Source organism: Quadrisphaera sp. RL12-1S (assembly GCF_014270065.1).
Lineage (GTDB): Bacteria > Actinomycetota > Actinomycetes > Actinomycetales > Quadrisphaeraceae > Quadrisphaera.
Genome location: NZ_JACNME010000001.1, coordinates 1 through 24005 on the forward strand (window position 1 = coordinate 1; position 24005 = coordinate 24005).

16 protein-coding genes are annotated in these 24005 nt (G+C 74.7%); 10 read left to right on the top strand and 6 right to left on the bottom strand.

Annotated elements, in window-relative coordinates:
- The coding region (locus H7K62_RS00005; protein WP_186715261.1) for a cell wall-binding repeat-containing protein at positions 1 to 461 on the bottom strand (461 nt) is incomplete at its 3' end.
- 783 nt (positions 462 to 1244) lie between these two features.
- Between H7K62_RS00005 and H7K62_RS00010 the strand changes: the two genes are divergently transcribed.
- The 4 genes from H7K62_RS00010 to H7K62_RS00025 all read left to right on the top strand — a co-directional run bounded on the left by H7K62_RS00010 (position 1245) and on the right by H7K62_RS00025 (position 6234).
- Positions 1245 to 3602 (top strand): putative bifunctional diguanylate cyclase/phosphodiesterase, encoded by a 2358-nt coding sequence (locus H7K62_RS00010; RefSeq protein ID WP_186715263.1) that lies wholly within the window; start codon positions 1245 to 1247, stop codon positions 3600 to 3602.
- Positions 3592 to 3753 carry a hypothetical protein gene (locus tag H7K62_RS00015; RefSeq protein ID WP_186715265.1) on the top strand — a complete coding sequence of 54 codons (162 nt, stop codon included), beginning with the start codon at positions 3592 to 3594 and terminating at the stop codon, positions 3751 to 3753. Before H7K62_RS00010 ends, H7K62_RS00015 begins: the two co-directional genes overlap by 11 nt.
- A 351-nt stretch (positions 3754 to 4104) precedes the next feature.
- On the top strand, positions 4105 to 5577 hold the full coding sequence (locus H7K62_RS00020; RefSeq protein ID WP_186715267.1) for an HNH endonuclease signature motif containing protein: 1473 nt from the start codon (positions 4105 to 4107) through the stop codon (positions 5575 to 5577).
- 504 nt (positions 5578 to 6081) lie between these two features.
- Positions 6082 to 6234, top strand: a complete 153-nt coding sequence (locus H7K62_RS00025; protein WP_186715269.1) for a hypothetical protein — start codon at positions 6082 to 6084, stop codon at positions 6232 to 6234.
- Between the two features lie 53 nt (positions 6235 to 6287).
- On the opposite strand, the gene H7K62_RS00030 is transcribed toward H7K62_RS00025, so the two are convergent.
- On the bottom strand, positions 6288 to 6704 hold the full coding sequence (locus H7K62_RS00030) for a hypothetical protein (RefSeq protein WP_222436832.1): 417 nt from the start codon (positions 6702 to 6704) through the stop codon (positions 6288 to 6290).
- 316 nt (positions 6705 to 7020) lie between these two features.
- Between H7K62_RS00030 and H7K62_RS23365 the strand changes: the two genes are divergently transcribed.
- From H7K62_RS23365 to H7K62_RS00050, 4 genes are all read left to right on the top strand, one after another.
- Positions 7021 to 9342, top strand: coding sequence for a putative bifunctional diguanylate cyclase/phosphodiesterase (locus H7K62_RS23365; RefSeq protein ID WP_186715273.1), 2322 nt, complete (start codon positions 7021 to 7023; stop codon positions 9340 to 9342).
- Between the two features lie 48 nt (positions 9343 to 9390).
- The gene (locus H7K62_RS00040; RefSeq protein WP_370591518.1) at positions 9391 to 10977 is read left to right on the top strand and encodes a methyl-accepting chemotaxis protein; all 1587 of its coding nucleotides are present in this window, start codon (positions 9391 to 9393) and stop codon (positions 10975 to 10977) included.
- Between the two features lie 194 nt (positions 10978 to 11171).
- The gene (locus tag H7K62_RS23230; RefSeq protein WP_186715275.1) at positions 11172 to 12755 is read left to right on the top strand and encodes a methyl-accepting chemotaxis protein; all 1584 of its coding nucleotides are present in this window, start codon (positions 11172 to 11174) and stop codon (positions 12753 to 12755) included.
- A 210-nt stretch (positions 12756 to 12965) separates the two neighbouring features.
- Positions 12966 to 14927, top strand: coding sequence for a methyl-accepting chemotaxis protein (locus tag H7K62_RS00050; RefSeq protein ID WP_186715276.1), 1962 nt, complete (start codon positions 12966 to 12968; stop codon positions 14925 to 14927).
- A gap of 77 nt (positions 14928 to 15004) precedes the next feature.
- Here H7K62_RS00050 and H7K62_RS00055 read toward each other — a convergent pair whose 3' ends face one another.
- Positions 15005 to 16231 carry a sensor histidine kinase gene (locus H7K62_RS00055; protein WP_186715278.1) on the bottom strand — a complete coding sequence of 409 codons (1227 nt, stop codon included), beginning with the start codon at positions 16229 to 16231 and terminating at the stop codon, positions 15005 to 15007.
- 211 nt (positions 16232 to 16442) lie between these two features.
- Between H7K62_RS00055 and H7K62_RS00060 the strand changes: the two genes are divergently transcribed.
- Positions 16443 to 18002, top strand: a complete 1560-nt coding sequence (locus H7K62_RS00060) for a GAF domain-containing protein (protein WP_186715280.1) — start codon at positions 16443 to 16445, stop codon at positions 18000 to 18002.
- Between the two features lie 169 nt (positions 18003 to 18171).
- A complete protein-coding gene (locus H7K62_RS00065; RefSeq protein ID WP_186715282.1) occupies positions 18172 to 19731 on the top strand; it encodes a GAF domain-containing protein in 1560 nt (519 codons plus the stop codon).
- A gap of 69 nt (positions 19732 to 19800) precedes the next feature.
- Here H7K62_RS00065 and H7K62_RS21750 read toward each other — a convergent pair whose 3' ends face one another.
- From H7K62_RS21750 to H7K62_RS00080, 3 genes are all read right to left on the bottom strand, one after another.
- Positions 19801 to 21309: a diguanylate cyclase domain-containing protein gene (locus H7K62_RS21750; RefSeq protein ID WP_186715287.1), complete on the bottom strand. Its 1509-nt coding sequence runs from the start codon at positions 21307 to 21309 to the stop codon at positions 19801 to 19803.
- 113 nt (positions 21310 to 21422) lie between these two features.
- Complete coding sequence (locus H7K62_RS00075; RefSeq protein WP_186715288.1) at positions 21423 to 22487, bottom strand: LacI family DNA-binding transcriptional regulator; 1065 nt, start codon at positions 22485 to 22487, stop codon at positions 21423 to 21425.
- Between the two features lie 114 nt (positions 22488 to 22601).
- Positions 22602 to 23933, bottom strand: coding sequence for a diguanylate cyclase (locus H7K62_RS00080; protein WP_186715289.1), 1332 nt, complete (start codon positions 23931 to 23933; stop codon positions 22602 to 22604).
- Between the last annotated feature and the right edge of the window lie 72 nt (positions 23934 to 24005).

Here is a 24005-nt window from a genome sequence, read left to right on the forward strand (position 1 = left end):
AGCTTGGCGGTCTCGTAGCGGTCGGAGCCGTTGATGCGGTTGACGGTGTAGCCGTCGCCCTTGATGGCGGTCTCGACGGAGGTCGGGATGACCGTGGTGCCACCGATCAGCCAGATGTTCTTGGCGCCGAGGCGCTTGATCTCGGCCTTGGTCGCGTCGTCGGCGCCCTTGTCGCTCACGTAGAGGATCGGGGCGTTGGCGACACCGGCGAGGTAGGAGGCGGTGAGGCCGTCCACCGTGGCGTAGCCGTTGACGAGGATGACGTTGTCGGCCTTGTCGAACGCGGCCTTGGAGGCGGCGATCGCGGTGCCGTAGCGGTCATCGCCCTGGATGCGCTGGTCGAACTTGAAGTTGGCGTCGGCGTTGGCGGCACCGGCGAGGGCGAGGGCGCCACCACCGAGGCAGACCGCGAGAGCGAGCGTCCCCGCGGCGGTGCGCTTCGCCATGTTGCGAGCAGACATGTGAATGTCCTCCATGGAATGAACGGTTGGGGACGCTGGTCCCCGGGCCTGGGAAGGACCCGGGGTTCCGGGTCTTCCAGATCCGCCGTCCGGCGGATCCGGACATTACGGACTGTGTTTCTTCCTCACCTCTCGGTGACGACAAGGAAGAAGTTAGCCGGGCCGCTGCCCCAACCGTGGGATTTCCAAACATGGCGCGTGTCGGCGTGTCGCAGCGCGGCACGAACGGCCGCTGACCTGCGGTGACGCCGAACCACATCGTTGTGGTCCGCGCGTGTCGCGGCGGCGTCGCCGTGGTGGGTCGCGCCTCACGGGAGCCGGAGGAAGCTCCCCCGTTCGGCGTACGAGAACAGTGCCCCACCGCGACACGCCACGCGTCGCGACACGCCCCAATCGACTCGGAAATCTTTTTGCGTCCCGCTCGTCACGCGAGTCACACGAACGTCGATATCGGAAGAACCGCCACCAATCCGGACAGAACGACCCTCGCGACCTGCGAGTTTGCCCAGACTCGCCCCCCTCGCCCCCGGAGGACGGCCGCTGCGACCGAGATGTGACTCAACGTGACGGCCGGCGGAATGCCCGACAGCGCCACCCAGCGTCTCGTCGCCGCCCGCGACGGCGAAGGCGCGTCGTGCACGTCGACCGCGGCGTCACCACCACGCACCGTGTTCTCGTGCCACGTCCGCGCCCGGGGCAGGGGTGGGCGGCCTGCCACCGACGGATGGGTGATCCCCGCACCGGCTGCTCGACCCGCCACCGCCACCTGTCGATCAGGGGGACGTGAGAGGACTCGCCCCCGAGGCCGGCGCGCCGCGCGCTGCGCTCGGCGTGTGCGCTGCCGCGCTCGTCGTCGTCGTCCTCATCGGACTGTCTCAGCCCGACCCGGCGGCCAAGACCACGGCCATGGCCGTCTACGTGACCGGCCTTGCCAGCGCGCTGCTGACCCTGCGGTGGCGCCTGCGCCGCACTCCCCCGGCCACCCCGGACCACCAGCTGTGGGCCAACCTGGGCCGAGCGCTGGTCGCCGGGGTGCTCGCCGTGGTGGTCATCGTGGTGGGCAACGCGACCGGTGGAGCCGGGACCTGGGTGCCGCCGACCCTCGCGTCGCTGATGCTCCTGGGGGTGGCGCTCAACTACCTGGGCGTCATCCGGTGGACCAGCCCCACGGAGCACCGCGCGCGGGTGGACCCGGACCACCTGGTCAACGCCGTCTGCTGCGCCCTCGTGCTGGTCGCGGGCGCGCTGCTGGCCGCCAGCGCGTGGACCGGGGACCAGCGCCTCCTGCACGACTCCCGCTTCCCCCTCCTGGTGCAGGCCGCCTGCTCCCTCGTGGAGGCCGCGGTGATGGCCGGCACCACGCGCGGGTGGGCGCGCCGCGGCGACCTGCGACCCGTGGTCCTGACAGCCGCCCTGCTGGCGGGCATGGGCATCAACCTCACGCTGCTGGTGGTGAGGGACCCCTCGGGGCTGCTGCCGTGGGCGCTGCTCCCCCACGGCGTGTGGGCCGCCGCGCTGGCGCTGTGCGCGCTGCTGCCCCAGGTGGCGCACCCGCGGGACCGGCACGACGTCGCCGTCAGCAGCACCAGCGGCTTCGCCGTGGTGGTCCTGGCCCTGCCCGTGGCGGCCGTGGCCGCGCAGCGCGGCCTCGGGGTGGTGGCGGTGCTCGCCACCGCGGCCCTGCTGGGCTCGGCGACCCGCCTGCTGCTGGACGTGCGCGAGCTGCGCCAGGTGCTGCTCGAGCGGCGCGCCTCCCTCGTCGACGACCTCACCTCCCTGTCCAGCCGCCGCGGCATCCACGCGGTGCTGGAGCGGGCGCTGTCCGAGCAGCGCCCCCTGGTGGTGGCCGTGCTCGACCTCAACCGCTTCAAGGACGTCAACGACGCCCTCGGCCACGCCGCCGGAGACCAGCTCCTGCGCACCGTGGCCGCCAGGCTCCGCTCCCTGCTGCTGCCCGGCGAGGTGGCCGGCCGCCTCGGCGGCGACGAGTTCGTGGTGGTGGCGCCCTGCTGCTCCCCCACCACGCCGCAGGAGCGGGCTGCGGAGCTGGGCGCCGCCATCACCTGCCAGCTCAGCGCTCCGGCGCCGCTCGGCGCGCTGGTGGTGCAGGTGGAGGCCAGCACGGGCACCAGCACCTGGCAGCCCCCGTCCTCCCCCGCTGCTCCTGAGGACGACGACGGCGACGCCGGCTCGCTGGCCGCCCGGCTGCTGCGCGCCGCCGACGCCGCCATGTACGACGCCAAGCGGTCCGGCGGCGGCTGGGTCCCCCACGACGCGGCCCGCCACGACGACACCGCGGGCCAGCTGGCACTCGCCACCGACCTGCGCGCCGCCCTGGTCACCGGGCAGCTGCTGCTGCACCACCAGCCGCAGGTGCGCGCCGACTCCGGCACCCCCGTGGGCGTGGAGGCGCTGGTGCGCTGGCAGCACCCGCGCCTCGGACTGCTCGGACCGGAGTGCTTCCTCGACCTCGCCGAGACCCACGGGCTGATGGGACTGCTCACCGAGGAGGTGCTGCGCCTCGGCGTGGCCCAGCAGGGCGCGTGGCGCCGCGACGGCCTGCTCACGCGGTTGTCGCTGAACCTGCCCGCGAGCGCCCTGCACGACCTGGACCTGCCGCGCCGCGTGGACGCGCTGCTGCTCGAGCACGGCGTGCCGGGGTCCAGCCTGGTGCTGGAGGTGACCGAGTCCGTGCTGCTGCGGGACCCGGAGCGGTCCCGGACGGTGGTGCAGGCGCTGCGCGGGTCGGGCGTCCGCGTGAGCATCGACGACTTCGGCACCGGCCACTCCTCCCTGGCGCGGCTGCAGGGCCTGGCCGTGGACGAGCTGAAGCTGGACGCGACCTTCACCGGTGAGCTGCTGGTGGACGAGCGGTCCCGCACGATCGTGGCCGGGACCGTGGCGATGGCCCACGCGCTGGGGTTGAGCGTGGTGGCCGAGGGCGTGGAGGACGACGCGACGCTGGGGGCGCTGCGCGAGCTCGGCTGCGACGAGGCGCAGGGCTACTTCGTCGCCCGGCCGATGCCGGCCGCGCAGCTGCCGGTCTGGTGGCGGGAGCGCGGGGGGCCGATCGGGTGCCTTCCGGCCGCTGGCGCCGAAGGCGACGGCTCCACCGGCCGATCCCTGGTGCATGAGCACTGAGCCGCGCGGCGCCCTCACCTTCGGCAGCCTCTTCAGCGGCTCCCAGACCTGCACCCGGCTCACCCGACCCACCCGACCCGCGCTGGCCCGCGTCCTGGACCGCGTGCGCGCCCTCGTGTGGCCCCCCGCCTGCTCCCAGCCCCACCACTGACCGGGGAGGGAGCCAGCCGGACTCGAACGACCTGGACTCCCCTGACCGCCAGGATGTCGGCGACTCTTCCCGTGCACGTCGCCGTGCAGATCCTCGAAGAGCTCCAGCACCGTCCTCACGCTCCGTCATCCGCAGGTCTGTCGGTCTGTGCCTGCGGCGGCGAGCTGCTGGACTGCTCCATCGCCAGGTCGTTCCGGCCGTGAGCTGGCGGTGGCGTGGCTGCAGCGCAGCGGTCCGCGCGTAGACGTCAGCGCCGTGCCTGGACCTGCTCGACAGGTCCCGGCAACGGTCCTGCGCAGAGGCCCCGCGGAGATCCCCGGGCTGTCGGTGGTGGCCTCTAGGTTCAGAGACGTGATCGACGGCGAGGTGCTCGGCGGGTGCGCTCCCACGCACCCCGTCCTGTGCGCGCCCGGGCAGATCACCCAGGCAGCGGGTTCCCTGCTGGCCAGCTCCGGGGCGTCGCTGTCGCTGGCGCAGTTGCAGGCCGCCTACCTCCAGCTGCAGGCGGCCCAAGCCGCGGTGGCGGCCGCCCAGCTGCACCTGACCCGCATGCTCGTCGAGCACGAGCGCCCCCACCGCCGCAAGGCACCGGGCACCCAGACCAAGGGCTGGCTGGAGCGCGCCGCCCGCCTCGGGCGCGGCGCGGCCTCCACCGAGGTGGCCGCAGCGCGCGCCACCGACCCCGCGTGCGGCGCACTGCGCGGCCTGGGAGCGGCACTGGCGGCCGGTGAGGTCTCGCGCCAGCACGTCGAGGTGGCCACGCGCCTGCTCCCGCGCCTGCCCCAGCGCGTGCTCGACGAGCGGCGCGAGGAGGTCGACGACCACCTCACCGACCAGGCCCGCGACTTCTCCCCCAGCGACACCGACACCCTCACCAAGCACCTGCGCCGCGCGGTCTGCTCCGATGACCCCGCTGACCAGTGGCCTGAGCCGCCCGCCGCCAGCTACGAGCGCCGGCAGGGCAGCTGGTACACCGACTGGACCGGCATGGTCCAGTTCCGCTTCTCCGTGCCCGAGGCCGACGCCTTGCCGCTCACCGCCGCCCTGTCAGGTCTGGCCGCCCCCACGCGCTGCGCCTCCCCCGACTCCGGAGACCAGGACGACGACGACGGCGACCCCGGCGGCGCGGAGGCCCCGGTGGACGTGCGCACCACCACCCAGCGCAACGCCGACGCCTTCGCCGAGCTGGTCCGGCGCGGCGAGAGCGCCCCCGGAGACCTCGAGGCCGAGGTGGGACGACTCGTGGTCGTCGCCACCGAGGCCCAGCTGGCCGAAGATCCAGGTGCCGGCGGCGCGGTCTGCACCCACGACCCCGACCCGCTGTCCACCACCGCCCTGCGGCGGCACGCCTGCGACGCCGTCGTCGACAAGGTGGTGCTCGACCGCCACGGCGCCGTGGTCCGCATGGAGTCCCTCGGACGGCTCGCCACCCGCGCGCAACGCCGTGCGCTCGCCGCGCGGGACGGCGGGTGCGCCTTCCCCCAGTGCAGCGCCCCAGCCACCTGGTGCGAGGCCCACCACATCGTCTTCTGGAGCCAGGGCGGCGCCACCGACGTGGCCAATCTGGTGCTGCTGTGCTCGCGGCACCACACCGAGATCCACCTCGGTCACTGGACGATCACCGTGCGCGCCGCAGTGCCCTGGTTCGTGCCGCCGCCGTGGGTCGACGCGGCCCAGCGGCCGCTGCGCAACTCCTTCCACCAGCGGATCGCCGCGACCCGCGCCGCCGCGGCCGACCTGCGCCGACAACCCGGTGGACAACCCGGTGGACAACCCGGTGCGCGACCCGACCACCAGGAGGACGCAGACGCCGAGGCGGCGTGACACCCGCGCTGCGACGCTCTGCAGCGCGCCGGCGTTCCGGCGCACCAGGAGGGGCGACGCGTCCTCCTGCTCGCCGACGAGGCACCGCCGCGGTCACGCGCGCCACAGGGCCGTGGTGTCGCTGTGCCGCGCAGAGTCTGCTGCTCGCGCACCAGGTGACGGAGGTGCGCTCCTCACGGCCTGGTGGCCCCGGGCCGCACGTGGACCTCACTCTCGGGTCTCTCGCGGGGGATCGGACTGATGGGGTCGTGGCGTCCACGCTGGCGGTGTCCGCCCTCCAGCGCGCCACAGGAGCGGATGGACTCTCGCTGCTGCTCCTGGGAGGTGGCCTCCACCCCGAGCACCGCCTCGGCCTGGCTGCACGGGCGATCAAGGACGTCGGTGCCCACGTCCGTGGCGGGAGCCGCGGATCTGGCGATGTGGTGGCGTGAGCGTGCAGGGCTGATCGGGTGCCTTCACCGCTGCGGCGGCCCAGCCGGAGCCGCCCGCTGCCGATCCAGGTGCATGACCTCTGAGCAGCGCGGCGTCCCGACCCTCGGCAGCGTCTTCGACGGCTTCCAGACCGACACCCGGCGCACCCGGCCCGCGCTGGCCCGCGTCCTGGACCGCGTGCGCGCCCTCGTGTGGCCCCCCGCCTGCTCCCAGCCCCACCACTGATCCCGCGCTGCACCTCCGCGACGAACTGGCGCAGAGGCGTCACCACCCCATGCTCAGGCTGGCGGTGCGCTCCTGCGGAACCGGGAGGCCAGGTACTGGTCGACGGCGTGCCGGCTGCTCCGCCACGTTCCGTCGGCGTCCTGGTAGGACTCCAGACGCCCCCGACGCGCAGCGTGCCGCAGGGCTACGAGGGCGATCTCGGGTGTGACCAGCACCGCCAGAGGGACCATGCGCGCTGGCCCGGCGATGCTCGGGATGATGAACCGGTCATGGCGGCTGCGGTCGTGCGCCTGGGTGTAGACCCAGCGAGCCGCATCTCCGCATCCCTGCACCGTCAGGTGCTCGCGCAACGGCTCGTCGCCCACGGGCCGCTGGCGTTCGAGCAGAGCCTCGACCTCGCGGAGGACGAGCGTGTTCCCCCCGAGCGCTGTGGAGTGGTGAGCCTCCAGGTGCCCGATGTCGTCCCACACCGCCGCAGCCTCCTGCGGCGTGGGGAGTCCGCCACGCCGATCCCGCACGTCAGTGGTGGCCGTGTCGAGCCGCCGGTAGACCGTCGCCCTTGAGGGCCTTCCACGATCGACCACGGGGACCTCCGGTTCTGGCAGAGGGGAACAGCATCCAGTTGATCGGCCCCAGAAGAGCCGTGAGAGGTCTGTCCACCGCATCAGCGGAGCTCCACCGAGCTGCAAGACCATCCCCGGAAAGGGGCTCGAGGCGCCGGGGCGCAGACGGGTGACGCTCGCACCGACGAGTGGATCACCGCCCTCCACGGGTCGATGCACCACCGTGCCGCGCGACACCCCCCGCTCCGACAGGGCCCCCCGCCCTGCGCTGTGCGCGGCCGCCGCGTCCGCGCTCGTCGTCGTCGTCGCTCCGTTCCTGCTGCCGGGCACCACGGGCACCGCCACCAGCGCGGTGGCCTACCTGGCGCTGCTGGCCAGCGCGGGCCTGCTGATCCGGTGGCGCGGCCGGCGAGCGGCGGAGGAGCAGCGGACGTGGCGCCTGCTCGGCGCGTCGCTGTGGGCCATCACCGCTTCCGTCCTCGCGGTGGCCGTGGCGGTGCGCGCGGGGCTGCCCGCCGCCACCACCACCGCGGTCCTGTGCGCCGGGGTGCTGGTGATGATGACGCTGACGTACCTGGCGGTCATCCGCTGGACCCGGCCCGACCCCGAGGGCCGCGGCATCGACCCCGACCACCTGGTGGGGACGGTCTGCGCGATCGTGGTGCTCACCACCGCCGCCCAGGCGCTCACGCACCTCGCCGGCCTGGCCGTGGGCTTCGGACCCGCGCTGCCCGGCCTGGTGTCGATCAGCGGCAACCTCGTGGTGGTGGGCGTGCTCACCGCCACCACGCGCGGGGCCCTGCGCCGCGGCGACCCGCGGCCCGCGGTGCTCAGCGCCGCCCTGCTGCTCGTGGCGGCGGGGACCGCGGCCGTGCTGGCGAGCCAGCTCCCGCTCATCCCGTGGGCCCTGCTGGTGCGCGCGCCGTGGCCGCTGGCGCTGGCCGTCTGCGCGGCGCTGCCCGCGGTGCCGCACCCCCGCGAGCGGCAGGACGTGGTCATCAGCAGCACCACGGGGTACGCGGTGGTGGCCGGGGCGCTGCCCGTGGTCACCCTCGCCCTGGTCGAGCGGATGACGGGCGTGGCCGTGGTGGCCTCCCTGGCGGCGCTGGCCGCCTCGGGGCGGCTGCTGCTGGACGTCCGCGAGCTGAGGGCGCTGGTGGCCAACCGCCGCTCCTCCCTCGTCGACGAGCTGACCGGGCTGCCCAACCGGCGCGCCGTGACAGCGCTGCTGGCCCGGGTGCTGGTGCAGCGCCAGCCGGTGGTGGTGGCCGTCATCGACCTCGACCGCTTCAAGGACGTCAACGACGCCCTCGGCCACGCCGCCGGCGACGAGCTGCTGCGCTGCGCCGCCGACCGTCTGCGCGAGGTCCTCCTGCCCGGGGAGGTGGTGGCGCGCCTGGGCGGCGACGAGTTCGTGGTGGTGGCCCCCTGCGAGCCCGGCTCCGGTGCGGCGCTGCGCGCCGCGACCCTGGGCACCTCGGTGGTGACCGCGCTGGGCGAGCCGGTGGAGCTCGGCGCGGGCAGCGTGCTGGTGGGCGCGAGCACCGGCACCGCCTCCTGGCTCCCGCCGCTCTCCCCCGCCGCCGGAGCCGAGGACGACGACGACGCGGTCGCGCTGACCTCCTGGCTGCTGCGCGCCGCCGACGCCGCGATGTACGACGCCAAGCGCTCCGGCAGCGGTTGGGTGGCCCACGACCCCGCGCGCCACGACGACGCCGCCGGCCAGCTGGCGCTGGTGGCCGACCTGCGCGTCGCTCTGGCCCAGCGGCAGCTGGTGCTGCACCACCAGCCCCAGGTGGACGCCACCACGGGGCGGCCGGTGGGCGTGGAGGCCCTGGTGCGCTGGGAGCACCCGGCCCGCGGGCTGCTGGGCCCAGCGCGCTTCCTCGACCTGGCCGAGGCGCACGGGCTGATGGGGCCGCTCACCGAGGAGGTCCTCCGCCTCGGCGTGGAGCAGCTGGCGGCGTGGCGCACCGGCGGGCTCACGCCGCGGATGTCGTTGAACCTGCCTGCCAGCGCCCTGCACGACGTCGAGCTGCCGCACCGCGTCTCGGTGCTGCTGCTCCAGCACGGCGTGCCCGCGTCCAGCGTGGTGCTGGAGGTGACGGAGTCGGTGCTGCTGCGCGACGTCGAGAGGTCCAAGGACGTGGTGCAGGCGCTGCGCGGGGCGGGAGTGCGCGTGAGCATCGACGACTTCGGCACCGGCCAGTCCTCCCTGTCCCGGCTGCGCGACCTCGCGGTGGACGAGCTGAAGCTCGACGCGTCCTTCACCGCCGGCCTGCTGGCGGACGATCGCGCCCGCACGATCGTGGGCAGCACCGTGGCGCTGGCGCACGCGCTCGGCCTGAGCGTGGTGGCCGAGGGCGTGGAGGACGCCGAGACCCTGGCCTGCTTGGCCGCCCTCGGCTGTGACGAGGTGCAGGGCTACCTGTACGCCGCGCCGATGCCCGCCGAGCGGTGCGCGGCGTGGTGGACCGCCCGAGCAGGGGCGCACGCGCCCGCGTCGATCTTGGGTGCCCAAGATCCTCAAGTGCCCGCGCGGTGATGTCGATCTCTAGGGAGACACACCCTTCCCCTGACCGATGGAGGTCTCGTGCTCCACCGCCTCGCCGACCTGCGGGTCGCTCACAAGCTCTACGTCGGCTTCGCCGTCGTCTGCCTGCTACTGCTCGTCGTGGCGGGGGTGAGCGCCTCCCGGCTCACCCAGGCCCAGGCCAACCTCGACCAGCTCGCCGGGTCCGGCCTCGCCTCCGTCGACACCGCCGACCGGGCGGCACTGGCGCTGCTGCAGGTCCGCTTCGACGCCGCCAACCTCGCGCTGGTCACGGACCCGTCCGCCATCGCCGACGCTGTGAAGACCCTCCAGACCGACGATGCCGCCCTCGACGCGGCGTGGACGAAGTACCAGGAGTCCGGGCCCGCCTCCTCGGCCGACCAGCAGAGCGCCTTCACCTCGGCGCTGACGGCCTACCGGGCCGCCCTCCAGAAGATGGTCCCGCTGGCGCAGAGCAACCAGGTCGAGGCCTTCCTCGAGGTCCGCACGCAGGAGGCGACGCCGGCGGCCAAGGCGGCCTTCACCGCCGTCGACGCCATCACCCAGACCGAGCTCAAGTCCGCCGCGGACCTGGCAGCGCAGGGGCAGACCGCCTACCGGGCCGCCCTGGCCCTCCTCGTCGGCTGCGCGGTGACCGCCCTGGCGCTGGCCGTCGGCATCGCCCTGGTGGTGGCCCGGTCGGTGACCCGGCCGCTGGCCAAGGTCGTCGCCGTCATGGCCGGCGTCGCCCAGGGCCGCCTCGACCAGCGCGTGGCCCTGACCACCAAGGACGAGGTCGGCCAGCTGGCGGTCTCCACCGACGCCTCCCTGGAGTCCCTGTCAGCGGCGATGCAGGAGATCACCACCGAGGCCCGCTCCCTGGCCACGGCCTCGGCCTCCCTGTCCAGCGTGTCCACCCAGATGGCCTCCGGCGCCGAGGAGGCCGCCACCCAGACCCAGGTCGTCTCGGCAGCCTCCGAGCAGGTCACCGCCTCCATCTCCACCGTCGCCGCCGCCGGGGAGGAGATGACCGCCGCCATCGCCCAGATCGCCTCGGCCACCGCCGACGCCTCGGCGATGGCCTCCTCGGCGGTCAGCGCTGCTGGCTCGGCCGGGACCGCCATCGAGCGCCTCGGGGTCTCCTCCCGCGAGATCGGTGACGTGGTCAAGCTCATCACCTCCATCGCCGAGCAGACCAACCTCCTGGCCCTGAACGCCACCATCGAGGCCGCCCGCGCCGGTGAGCTGGGCAAGGGCTTCGCGGTGGTGGCCGGGGAGGTCAAGGAGCTGGCCCGCCAGACCGCTCAGGCCACCGAGGAGATCGTGGGCAAGGTGACCGCCACCCAGGCCGACACCGCGGCCGCGGCCTCGGCGGTCACCCAGATCGGTGAGGTCATCGCCCGCATCGACGAGGTGCAGTCCACCATCGCCGCGGCGGTGGAGGAGCAGTCGGCGACCACCAGCGAGATGGTCCGCAACGTCACCGAGATCTCCACCGGGTCGGCGCAGATCTCCGCGAACGTCTCCGACATCGCCGCGGGCACCGAGCAGAACCGGGAGTCCGCTGGTCACACCGCCACCACCGCCGGGTCCCTGGCGGCCTCGGCCAGCCGTCTGCAGGAGCTCACGGGCCGCTTCACCGTCTGACCCCGTCGGACGAGGTCCCGCCCGGGACCCTACGAGAGCCCCCGGCCAGCGCTGCCCGCGCCGGCCGGGGACTCTCGCCTCTCTCCAGGGGACGTCGACGGGCGAGACGCACCCGACGTACCCCTCAAGGCAGACGGCGACCGACCGATACAGGGACTCACAGCCGTCTCCCAGCAACCGCATCGGAGGGTCCCGTGCTCCACCGCCTCGCAGACCTGCGCATCGCGCACAAGCTCTTCGCCGGCTTCGGCGCCGTCTGCCTCCTGGTCGGCCTCGTCGGCGGGCTGGCGCTCACGCGCCTCGCCCAGTCGCAGGCGAACCTCGACCGGCTGGCCACGTCCGGTCTGGTCTCGGTCGACACCGCGGACCGCTCGTCGCTGGCGCTCCTGCAGGTCCGCTTCGACGTCGCCAACCTCGCCCTCGCCAAGGGGGGTGACGTGGCCGCCGCGGCGGACGCGCTGGCGACGAGCGACGCAGCGCTCGACACCGCGTGGAAGGCCTACACGGACTCCGAGCCGTCGTCGACGGCCGAGCAGCGGACCGCCTTCACCACGGCCCTGTCCCAGTACCGTGCCGCGCTGGCCGAGATGGTGCCGCTGGCCAAGGCCGGAGACTCGGCGGGCTTCATCGAGGTCCGCAAGCAGAAGGCCACCCCGGCGGCCAAGGCCGCCTTCGCCGCCGTCGACGCCATCACCAAGACCGAGCTGACCACCGCGAGCGAGATGGCCGCCGAGGGGAAGGCCTCCTACCGCGCCTCGGCGCTCCTCGTGGCCGGCTGCGCCGTGGCCGCCATCGTCCTCGCCGTCCTCATGGCGCTCCTGGTCTCCCGGTCCGTGAGCGGGCCGCTGTCCCGGGTCGTCGCGGTCATGGTCGAGGTCGCCCAGGGCCGCCTGGACCGCCGCGTCGGCCTGACCACCAAGGACGAGGTCGGCCAGCTCGCCGACGCCGTGGACACCACCGTGGCCACCCTCGGCACCGCCATGCGCGACATCGCCGCCGAAGCCCGCTCCCTGGCCACGGCCTCGGCCTCCCTGTCCAGCGTCGCCGCCCAGATCTCCGCCGGCGCCGAGGAGGCCGCCACCCAGACCCAGGTCGTCTCAGCAGCCTCCGAGCAGGTCACCGCCTCCATCTCCACCGTCGCCGCCGCCGGGGAGGAGATGACCGCCGCCATCGCCCAGATCGCCACCGCCACCGCCGACGCCTCCGCCATGGCCTCCAACGCCGTCACCGCCGCCGGCTCGGCCGGCGGCGCCATCGAGCGCCTCGGGGTCTCCAGCAAGGAGATCGGCGACGTCGTCAAGCTCATCACCACCATCGCCGAGCAGACCAACCTGCTGGCCCTGAACGCCACCATCGAGGCCGCCCGCGCCGGAGAGCTCGGCAAGGGCTTCGCGGTGGTGGCCGGGGAGGTCAAGGAGCTGGCCCGCCAGACCGCCCAGGCCACCGAGGAGATCGTCGGCAAGGTCAACGCCACCCAGAACGACGCCGCCGCGGCCGCGGCCGCCGTCACGGAGATCGGGGACGTCATCGGTCGCATCGACGAGGTGCAGTCCACCATCGCCGCGGCGGTGGAGGAGCAGTCGGCGACCACCAGCGAGATGGTCCGCAACGTCACCGAGATCTCCACCGGGTCCGCGCAGATCTCCGCGAACGTCTCCGACATCGCCGCCGGCACCGAGCAGAACCGGGCCGGCGCAGGCCAGACGGCCGCCACGGCGACCTCCCTGGCGGACTCGGCGAGCCGGCTGCAGGAGCTCACGGGCCGCTTCACCGTCTGACGAGGTCTGGCTCCGCACCCCACGAGAGCCCCCGGCCAGCGCTGCTCGCGCCGGCCGGGGGCTCTCGTGGTCCTCCGACCACGGCGCTGGCCCGGTCCGTGACGGCGCCACCCCCGTGGATCTTGTGGCCCCCCGTTGATCAAGTGCGGCGTCTCCCGGTCGATAGACACGGGAGACCACTTGTCGAGCAGCGGGAAGAGGAGTCGGAGCATGCGCAGCATCAGAGGTCAGCTCGTCACACGGGTGCTGGCGATGACGATCGCCGTCGTGGCCGCGCTGGTGGCGGTGGTCGCCGTGCGCGCCTCCGCCACCGGGCAGCGCGAGGCCGAGCAGTACAGCCGCAGCCTGGCCGCTGGCGAGGCGACCTCGGTGGAGCTCACGCTGCGCCAGGCGCTGCTCACCGTGGACACCCTGTCGGACGCGCTGAGCGCGCTGCACCACAACGGCGGTGCGTCGCGCGCCGCCGTCTCCGCCGCCGTCCACGACACGCTCGCCGCGAACCCCGCCTTCGTGGGCATGTCGAGCGCGTGGGAGCCCAACGCCTTCGACGGTCGCGACGCGGCGTTCGCGGGCGGGACCGACAGCTCCGCGGACGGCCGCTTCGCCCCGTACTGGTACCGCAGCGGCGGTCAGCTGGCCTTCACCGCCCTCACCGGCGTGGAGGACCCCTCCCAGGGCAACTGGTACACCGGTCCGCGCCAGAGCCTGAAGACGCTGCTGACCGAGCCGTACGCGTACACGCTGGACGGCAAGGACGTCCTCATGACCACGGCGTCGGCTCCCGTCCTGCAGGACGGGAAGTTCCTCGGCGTGGTCACCGCGGACCTGGCCCTGACCGACCTGTCCGGGCGGCTGAACGCCATCAAGCCCTACGGCGACGGGTACGTCTCGCTGCTGAGCGACAAGGGCTTCGTCGTCACCAGCCCCCGTTCCGACGCGCTCGGCAAGCCGCTGGAGGGGCCGCTGGCCGCCGTGGCCAAGCAGGTCAGCGCCCAGCGCGAGCCCCGGTCCCTGACCACCACCGACCCCGTGCTGGGCACGACGGCCCTGGCCGTGGTGGCCCCCATCGCCGTCACGCCCGACCAGACGTGGTCCCTCGTGGTCTCCGCTCCCCGGGCCACGGTGCTGGCCGAGGTCGCCCGGACCACGTGGACGACCGTGCTGGTGGGTCTGGTCGCCGTCGCCCTGGCCGGCGCACTGACCTGGTGGATCGGCGGCGGACTGGCCCGCCCCGTGCGCACCCTGCGCGACAGCCTCGTCGACATCGCCGACGGCGACGGCGACCTCACCCGCCGCGTGGACGCCACCCGCCGCGACGAGCTCGGCCAGCTCGCCGCCGCCTTCAACCGCTTCACCGACACCATCGCCACCACCGTGCGCGACATCACCACCGAAGCCAGCGCCCTGCACCGCGCCGCCAGCGCCCTGGACACCACCAACCGCGCCCTGACCACCGACATCGACGCCTCCGCCACCCGCTGCACCGACGTCGCCGACCAAGCCGGCGCCGCCAGCGCCGAAGTCACCACCATCGCCGCCGCCGCCGAGCAGATGGGCGCCTCCATCGCCGAGATCGCCCGCGGCACCCACGAAGCCACCCGCATCGCCGGCGAAGCCGTGGAGGTCTCCACCTCCACCGAAGCCGTCTTCGAAGCCCTCTCCACCAGCTCCACCGAGATCGGCGCCATCGTGGCCACCATCACCGGCATCGCCCAGCAGACCAACCTCCTGGCCCTGAACGCCACCATCGAAGCCGCCCGCGCCGGAGAAGCCGGCAAGGGCTTCGCGGTGGTCTCCGGAGAGGTCAAGGACCTGTCGGTGCAGACCTCCCGAGCCACCGACGACATCGAACAGCGCATCACCCGCCTGCTCAGCGACGTCGGCTCCGCCTCCACCTCGGTGACCACCATCGGCACCGTGGTCGGCACCCTGGACGGCATCCAGACCACCGTGGCCAGCGCCGTGGAAGAGCAGACCGCGGTCACCGCCGAGATCGCCACCGGCGTCACCCGCGCCGCCTCAGCCACCCGCGCCATCGCCGACACCATCCAAGACGTGGCACGCGCCGCCGAGAGCATGCGCACCAGCGCCGCCCAGAGCGCCACCTCCGTGCGCGAGGTCAGCGCCACCGCCGACCGCATGCAGCACCTGGTCGGACGCTTCACGGTCTGACGTCCTCGCCGAGCACGTCACGTCACGGCGCGGCGACCACCGGAGGGTGGTCGCCGCGCCGTGACGTGACGGGCGCCTCAGCCCTGGAGCGGCAGCACGGCCGTGAGCTGGTGCCCGCCGTCGTCGGTGGTGCCCCACCCGGCGTACCCGCCGAGGGCCTGCGCGCGCTCGCGCACGCCCGCCAGCCCGTTGCCCGTCGACAGGTCGGACCGCTCCGGCACGGCCACCGGGGACGACGACGCCGGACACGGCCCGTTGACCACGGACACCACGAGCGTGGAGGCGACCACCTCCACCCCCGCCCGGACCTGTGCGCCCGGGGCGTAGCGCACGGCGTTGGTGAGCCCCTCCTGGAGGATCCGGTAGGCGGCGCGCTGCACCGGGGCGGCCACCTCCACCCCGTCGGGCACCTGGACCACCAGCTGGCCGTCGCACCCGGCGGAGCTCCACAGCGCGTCGACCTCCCCCAGGCACACCGCGCGGGGCCGGGAGGCGGGCTCCGCCGGCCACTCGTGGCCGCGCAGGTCGGCGAGCACCTCGCGCAGCTCGCGGGTGGTCTGCGCCGCGGCGTCGCGGATGGTCTCGGCCACCTGGCGGGTGCGGTCGTCGACGTCGGGCTGCATCCGCAGCCCCGCCGCCTGCACGGCGATGAGGGTCACCTGGGAGGCCACCACGTCGTGCATCTCGCGGGCCAGGTGCGCGCGCTCCTCGGCGCGGGCGGCGTGCTCGGCGAGCGCCCGCTCGCGCGCCCGGCCGGCCACCAGCTCCCGCAGCGCGGCGGCCTGCTCGCGGCGGGTCCGCACGAGCCGTCCCAGGCCCGCGGCACCGGCTGACATGGCGATGGCGGCGGCGACGTCGGTGATGAGGCGCAGCGGGCCGTCCGAGACGAGGTAGCGCGAGTCCTGCCAGGTCATGAGGGCGGCGCTGGAGACCACCGTCCACGCCACCAGGCCCACCACCACGGCATCGCGGCGCTCCTTCTGCCCGGCGGTGAAGAGCAGCACCAGCGGGGTGAGGAGCAGGGCCGTCCACCCGAGGGCCGGTCCCGCCACCAGCGCGGCCGCCACCGGCCACCGCAGCCGGGCGACCACGGCCACGAGGGTGGCCGCCGCCACCACGAAGTAGCTGTCGGCACGCACCTCCTGCCAGGCGAGCACCTCGAGCGCGCACAGCGCCACCACGCCCACCTCGAGGACCACCCGCAGCGGACCCGTGCGCCAGCCGGCCAACCGGCCGCGCAGCGCCCGCGGGGCGCCACCGCGCCCGGGCGCGACCACCGCGCTCCCGGACGCCAGCTCACCCACGCCCCGATCATCCCCTCCGAGGGGGACCAGTCCCAAGGCGCACTGCCCGTCCGGAGCACCACCACGGCCGGAAGTCCCCCGCAGGGGGGCTCCGCGGACGGGCAGAGCGCCGGGAGGGACCTGACCGACCACGTCTCAACCCCGTGGTCCCCGGTGCCGATGACCATGGCGTCACGGCCGTGGGGGCAGTCACTGCGAGGAGCACCTGAGGATGAAGCGAGCCGGCCGCACCAGCGCCGTCGACCGGGCGGCGCAGACCGCCGTCGAGGCCGAGGCCGACGTCCGCGCCGTGGTCGAGGTGGTCAAGGCCGTGGCCGCGGCCACCACCCCCGACGCCGCCGTGAGTGCCGCCCTGGAGGCCGTGCGCACCCAGTTCGGCTGGGTCTACGGCTCCTACTGGAAGGTCGAGGGCAGGGGCAGCGCCGCCGAGCTCCGCTTCGTCCAGGAGTCCGGCCAGACCTCCGAGGAGTTCCGCGCTGTGACCCGCTCGGCCTCCTTCTGCGAGGGCGTCGGGTTGTCGGGGCGCGCGTGGAAGGCCCGCGACCTCGTCTTCGTCCAGGACATCGGCGAGCTCACCGACTGCGTCCGCGCGCCCGTCGCCCAGCGCTCCGGCGTCCGCAGCGGCGTCTGCTTCCCCGTGGTCGAGCACGGCCAGGTGGTCGGCACCATGGACTTCTTCACCGACGAGACCCTCGACCCCGCTCCGCGCCGCCTCGACGTGCTGCGCTCCATCGGGGTGCTGGTCTCCCAGGCTCTCGAGCGCGTCCACGAGTCCGAGCGCCAGGCCAGGGCCGCCCAGGACGTCGAGGCCGTCAACGCCGTGCTGCGCGAGCTGTCGAAGGCGGGCGACCCCGCCGCGGCCGTCCGCTTCGCGCTGGACACCGTCTGCTCCGGCTTCGGCTGGGACTACGGCTCCTTCTGGAAGCTCGACGAGCGCGGCGACGCGCTCCGCTTCTCCCAGGAGGTCGGACAGGTCGGCGAGGAGTTCCGCCGCGTCACCGCCAGCGCGTCCTTCGCCAGGGGCGTCGGCGTGGCCGGCCGGACCTGGGCCGCCCGCGACCTCCTCTTCGTCGAGGACCTCGCGGAGGTCACGGACTGCGTGCGCGCCCCCGCCGCCCGCAGCGCCGGCGTGAAGAGCGGCATCTGCCTGCCGATCGTCGTCGACGGCGAGGTGGCAGGGACGATGGACTTCTTCGCCACCCGCACCCTGGTCATGTCCGCCAGCCGTGAGAGCGCCCTGCGCAACACGGGCTTCCTGCTGGGCCAGGCCCTGGAGCGGATCGCCTCCCGCGAGCGCCTCACCACCGCCGGCCGCGAGCTGGTGGTCTCCATCGAGGAGGTCGAGCGCAACGTGCTCGCCGCCGGGAGCGTGGCCGAGCGCGGTCGCACCCTGACCGTGGAGGCCAACGACGAGGTGGCCCAGCTGGGCGAGTCCAGCGCGCAGATCTCCAAGGTGGTCTCCGCCATCCAGGCGATCGCCGCGCAGACCAACCTGCTGGCCCTGAACGCCACCATCGAGGCCGCCCGCGCCGGCGAGGCCGGCAAGGGCTTCGCCGTGGTCGCCGGGGAGGTCAAGGAGCTGGCCAACGGCACCGCCAGGGCCACCACCGAGGTGGACGAGCGGGTGCGCCTCATCCAGACCCAGGTGCAGGACGTCATCGCCCGCCTGTCGTCCATCACCACCGTGGTGGACGAGATCAACGAGACCCAGAACGTCATCGCCGGCGTGCTCACCGAGCAGGTGGCGGTGACCCGGGCGATCCTCGCCTGACGCACCCGGCTCCCCCGAGGGCCCTGTCTGCCGGACGGCAGGCAGGGCCCTGGCCGTTCACCCGGGTGACGCGCCTCAAGACAAGATCGCGGACGACCGATGCAGTGATCACCCGGGGGGAACCACCGCGGCCGTCCTGCGCCGCTGGCATCGAGGAGCACCACCGCTCGTGAAGCGTTCTGCACTGCTGGCTGCGCTGTCCGCCGCCGAGACCACCGCCGCGGAGTCCCAGGAGGACGTCCGCGCCGTCGTCGAGGTGGTCAAGGCCGTCGCCTTCGCCGCCACCTCCGCCGAGGCCGTCAGCGCCGCTCTGGAGACCGTGCGCGCCCGCTTCGGCTGGGCGTACGGCTCGTACTGGCGCGTGTCCGGCACCGGCCGCGACGCCGCCCTGCGCTTCGTGCAGGACTCGGGCACCACCAGCCAGGCGTTCCGCGAGGTCACGCACGCGGCGTCGTTCGCGGAGGGCGTGGGGCTGTCGGGCCGGGCGTGGAAGAGCCGCGACCTCGTCTTCGTCACCGACATCGGGGACGTCACCGACTGCGTGCGCGCCCCCGAGGCCAAGCGCTCCGGCGTGCACAGCGGCGTCTGCTTCCCGCTGTTCTCCGGTGGCGCGGTGGTGGCCACCATGGACTTCTTCACCACCGAGACCGTGGAGCTGAGCGCCGGCCGCCTCGACGCGCTGCGCTCCATCGGCGCGCTGGTCTCCCAGGCGCTGGAGCGGGTGGTGGAGACCGAGCGCCGGGGCCAGGCCGACCAGGACGTCGAGGCCGTCAGCTCCCTGCTGCGCAGCCTCTCACACGCCACCGACGCCCAGGAGGTGGTGCGGCTGGCGCTGCAGACGGTGAAGTCGGGCTTCGGGTGGGACTACGGCTCGTTCTGGGAGCTGGACGAGCAGGGCGCCGTGCTGCGCTTCGGACAGGAGGTCGGCTCGGTCAACGACGAGTTCCGCCGCGTCACCAGCACCTCCACCTTCGCCCGCGGCGTGGGGGTGGCCGGCCGGGCCTGGTCCACGCGCGACATGGTGTTCGTGCCCGACCTCGCCCAGGTCACCGACTGCGTGCGCGCCCCCGCCGCCCGCAGCGCCGGCGTGAAGAGCGGGGTCTGCCTGCCGATCGTCGTCGACGGCGAGGTGGTGGGGACGATGGACTTCTTCGCCACCCGCGCCCTGGCGCTGCAGCCGAGCCGCGAGAGCGCGCTGCGCAACACCGCGTACCTGCTGGGCCAGGCGCTGGAGCGGATAGCCTCCCGCGAGCGCCTCACCACCGCCGGGCGCGAGCTGGTCGGGTCCATCGAGGAGGTCGAGCGCAACGTCGCGGAGGCCAGCTCCGTCGCGCGGCGCGGGCACGCGCTGACCGCGGAGGCCAACGCCGAGGTGGCCGTGCTGGGTGAGGCCAGCGCGCTCATCTCCAAGGTGGTCTCCACCATCCAGGCGATCGCCTCCCAGACCAACCTGCTGGCTCTGAACGCCACCATCGAGGCGGCGCGGGCGGGCGAGGCCGGCAAGGGCTTCGCGGTGGTGGCCGGGGAGGTCAAGGAGCTGGCGCGCGGCACGGCGCACGCGACCACCGAGGTGGACGAGCGGGTGCGCCTCATCCAGGAGCAGACGCAGGGCGTCATCGCCCGCCTGGACGAGATCACCGCCGTCGTCGACGAGATCAACAGCACCCAGGAGGTCATCTCCGGGGTGCTGGCCGAGCAGGTCGCGACCACCCGGGCGATCCTCGCCTGACGCCCCCGCCCCCTCGTCGCCCGCCCTCGTCGCACCGCCCACGGCGGGTGCGGACGAGGGTGGGGCGGCTCAGCGGGTGAGGGCCGCCCGGCGCTCCCGGCGCTCGCGCTTGCGGGTGTACATCGAGGCGTCGGCGGCGGACAGGAGGCGCTCGGCGCCCTCGCTGCCCTCCCCCGGCGCGCTGAGCACCACGCCCACGCTGACGCCCACGCGGTGCTCCACGCCGCCCACGAGCACCGGCTCTCCGACCTCGCGCGCCAGCCGCGCGGCGATGGCCTCGGCCTCCGCGGCGTCCGCCACCCCAGGGCACACCAGCACGAACTCGTCGCCCCCCAGGCGCGCGACCACGTCCTGCGGGCGCAGTCCGGCCGACAGGCGCCCGGCGGCGGCCAGCAGCACGGCGTCCCCGGCGGCGTGGCCGTGCACGTCGTTGACGGCCTTGAAGCCGTCCAGGTCGCAGTACAGGACCGCCACCCGCCACGGCGTGCCGCCGCTGAGGTCGTGCGCCTCGGACAGCGCCAGCACCAGCCGCTCCACCAGCAGCGCGCGGTTGGGCAGCCCGGTCAGCACGTCGTGCGTGGCGGCCTCGCGCAGCTGCGCCTCCAGGGCGCGCTGGGCGGTGACGTCGCTCAGGACGACGACGGCCCCCAGCAGCCGTCCCGCGGCGTCGCTCACCCGCGACCCCGCGCCGGAGATGGTGCGCGCCGGCCCGTCCGCCGGCCGCATGACGTACTCCGCGCCGCTGACCGAGCCCTCCCGGAAGGCCCGGGCCATGGGGACGCGCTCGGGCGCCAGCGGCGTGGTCCCGTCGCTCTCGAAGAGGGCGTAGCGGGCGCTCCACGCATCCGGTAAGCCCCCGCCGTCGTCGGTGGTGTCGTCGTCGCCCTTCCCGTACCAACCGCGCAGGGCGTCGTTGACGTGCGTGAGGCGCCGGTCGGCGTCGGCCACCACCACGCCCACCGGCAGTGCCTTCAGCACGGCGGCGTCGAAGGCCCGGGCCCGCTCGTGGGCCTCCCGGTCGGCGCGGGCGACCAGCGCCTCGCGGCGGCGCGCGAAGAGCGCCGAGGTCAGCGCCGCCAGGTCCACCAGCTGCGCCAGCCGGTCGGCCCCCAGCGGTGCTCCGGGCTCGTCGTCGAGCACGCACAGCGTCCCCACCACGACGTCGTCCAGGTGCAGCGGTGCCATCGCGTACCGGCGAGCGGCGCCGAGGCGCCCGTCCACCCACGGCAGGTCGGCGAAGAGCGGGTCCGCGGCGCAGTCGTCGGAGACCACGGGACCACCCACGAGGCTCGCGCGGTGGCACAGCGACTCCTCGCGCACCATCGGGACCGCCTCGCCGCCCATCCGGGCCAGCGAGCACGTCCGCTCGGGCAGCAGCACGTTGACCATCGCCGTGGACCAGCCGGTCAGCGCCGCGGCGACGCGGGCGGCGGCGGCGAGCTCGGCGTCATCAGCGGCGGCGCCGGCGCCCCGGCAGGGGTCCGCCAGGTCGCAGTCCGCCAGGTCGCAGTCCGCCAGCGCGCGCAGCTGGCGCTCACGGAGCCCGTCGGGCTCCACCACAGCGTCGCGCTCCCCCACGCACCCGTCCCTTCGCGGCGAGGCGGCCACCGGTCGCGGCCCACCCCTCCCCGAGGGCATCGGCACCCGGGCGCACCGGCTTGAACGGTGCGAGCGGTCCCAGGCTCACGCGCTCAGACCCGCGGCGGCGCGGTGCTGCGCCGCACCACCAGCTCCGGCTGCAGCTGGACGGACCGGGCCGCGGCCTGCGGCTCCCCGTCCTGCGCGGGCCGCCCGCCGTCGAGCTCCTCGACCATCTGCAGCACCACCCGCAGCGCCGTGCGCCCCAGCTCGGAGAACTCCTGACGCACCGTGGTCAACGGCGGCAAGAAGAACGCACTCTCCGGCACGTCATCAAAACCCACCACGCTCACCTCCCCCGGCACACTGCGACCGCGCTCGGTCAGCGCACGCACCACCCCCAGCGCCGAAGGATCGTTCGCCGCGAACACCGCCGTCACCTCCGGCACCCGCGCCAACAGCTCCCCCGCCCGGAACCCCGCATCCGCCGACCAGGCACCCTCCAGCACCGGCGGCACCTCCCGCCCCGCGCCCTCCAGCACCTCCCGCCAGCCCTGCTCGCGCTGGTCGGCCTCGTACCAGCCCCGCGGCCCCCGCACGTGCCAGACCGTCTCGTGCCCCAGGTCCAGCAGGTGCTGCACCGCCAACCGGGCTCCAGCGCGGTGGTCGACCGAGACCTCGGTGGCGCCCCCGCCACCGCTGCTCACGGCCACCACCGGCACCAGCAGCTGCGCGCCGGCGAGGGCCTCGTAGGCCTCGCGCACCGGCGCGACCACCACCACGCCCGCGGCGTACTGGTCCTCCAGGCGCGACAGGGCGTGGCGCACCGAGTCGACCTCGTAGTCGACCACGTGCTCCACCGCGAGGTGCACGCCCGCCTCGGTGGCCGCCAGGCCGAGCGCGGCCGTCACCGACGCCGGCCCGTACAGCGCTGAGCTCGAGGTCAGCACGCCCACCACCCCGCCGCGGCCCGTGGCCAGCGCCCGCGCCGCGGGGTTGCGCCGGTACCCGAGCTCGGCGATGGCCTGCTGCACCCGCTGCCGCGTGCCGACGGCGACCTTCGGCGCTGAGTTGAGCACCCTCGAGACGGTCTGGATCGACACGCCGGCGCGCGCGGCGACGTCCGTGATGGACGGGCTGCGCCCCGGCGACGACGCCGGCGGCGTGAGAGCGCTCACGCCGCCGATTGTGGCGCGCCGCGCCCGCCGGTGACCAGCAGCTGGACGGCGGGCGTCCACCGGACGGGCGCGTCCGGCCCGTCAGGGACGGGCCGGCCCGCCGTCCCGGTGCTGTCAGCGCTCGGCGCGCTGGGCCCGCTTGACGCGGTACATGGCGGTGTCGGCCTCGCGGATGAGCGCGTCCGCCGCGACCCGGCCCACCGTGGTGGCGGACCCGGTGCTCATGCCCAGCTGCACGACGACCCCCGACGGGAGGGTGAACGGGCCCTCCACCGACGCCGCCACGCGCCCCAGCACCGTGGGCACGTGCTCCTCGACCAGGCCGGGGCAGATCACCGCGAACTCGTCGCCGCCCAGGCGGGCGACGGTGTCCTCCTCGCGCACGCCGCGGCGCAGGCGCTCGGCGACCTCCACCAGCACGGCGTCGCCGGCCTCGTGGCCGTGGTCGTCGTTGACGGGCTTGAACCCGTCCAGGTCCGCGTAGAGCAGGGTCAGCCCGCGCTGCGCGCGCGCCTCCGCGGCGAGCGCGTGCTCGAGGCGGTCGGTGAAGAGCGCGCGGTTGGCCAGGCCCGTCAGCGGGTCGTGCAGGGCCGCGTGCGCGAGCGCCTCCTGCGCCGCGTGCTGCTCGGTGACGTCCTGCAGCTGCACCAGCAGGTGCCGCTCGCGGGCCCCGCGGGGGGTCACCAGGGCCGTGGACTTGCGGGCCAGGCGCACCGATCCGTCGCGGTGCACGAAGCGGCGCAGCACGCCGTCGGGCTCGGTCAGCCCGTCCTCCGCGGCGCCGAGCAGGTAGCCGCGGTGCGCCGCGCGCTCGTCGGGGTGCAGCAGGTCCACCACCGCCATGCTGAACAGCTCCCGGCGGCGGCGGCCGGTGAAGGACTCCATCGCCGCGTTGGCGCGGCGGACCCGGCCGCGGGTGCCCGCGGCGAGGCTGACCACGGCCATCGCCGTCGGGGACTCGTCGAAGACCAGGCGGAACTGCTCCTCGGAGTCGGCCAGCTGGTCGCGCGCGTGGTCGGCGGTCTGCACCTCGGCGGCCGCCAGCACCCCGCCGCGCACGCGGCCGTCGTCGTCGTGGTCCAGGGCCGCGGTCACGACGGCGGTGCGCAGCCCGCCATCGGCCGTCCTCAGCTGCCAGCGCCCGCGGACGGCGTCGTCGTGCAGCGCGCGGCCCACCACCTCCGAGAGGGAGGCCTCCTCGGCGTCGTCCCCCGTGCGGGGGGCGGGCAGCACCTTGAGCGGCACCAGCAGGTCCGCCGCCCAGCGCCCGACCAGCGCCCCCTCGGGCCAGCCGAGGAGACCGGACACGCCCGGCCCGGTGGCGGTGATGCGCAGGTCGGCGTCCAGCAGCAGCACCGCGAGCGAGGCCGTGCCGCGCAGCAGGCATGCGACCAGCGCGGCGTCGGGTGGGCCGGTGGGCGCCGCCACCACGGGGCCTTCGAGCACGGGACCTCCAGCGGGGCGGTGTCGCAGACGGTCGTCCGCGCAGGTCAGCATCGGCACGGACGGCGCGCGGGT

Coding starts and splice junctions, on each gene's coding strand:
- H7K62_RS00015 (WP_186715265.1), top strand. CDS start 3,592: ATGAGCACTGAGCCGCGCGGCGCCCTCACCTTCGGCAGCCTCTTCAGC.
- H7K62_RS00025 (WP_186715269.1), top strand. CDS start 6,082: ATGACCTCTGAGCAGCGCGGCGTCCCGACCCTCGGCAGCGTCTTCGAC.
- H7K62_RS00050 (WP_186715276.1), top strand. CDS start 12,966: ATGCGCAGCATCAGAGGTCAGCTCGTCACACGGGTGCTGGCGATGACG.
- H7K62_RS00060 (WP_186715280.1), top strand. CDS start 16,443: ATGAAGCGAGCCGGCCGCACCAGCGCCGTCGACCGGGCGGCGCAGACC.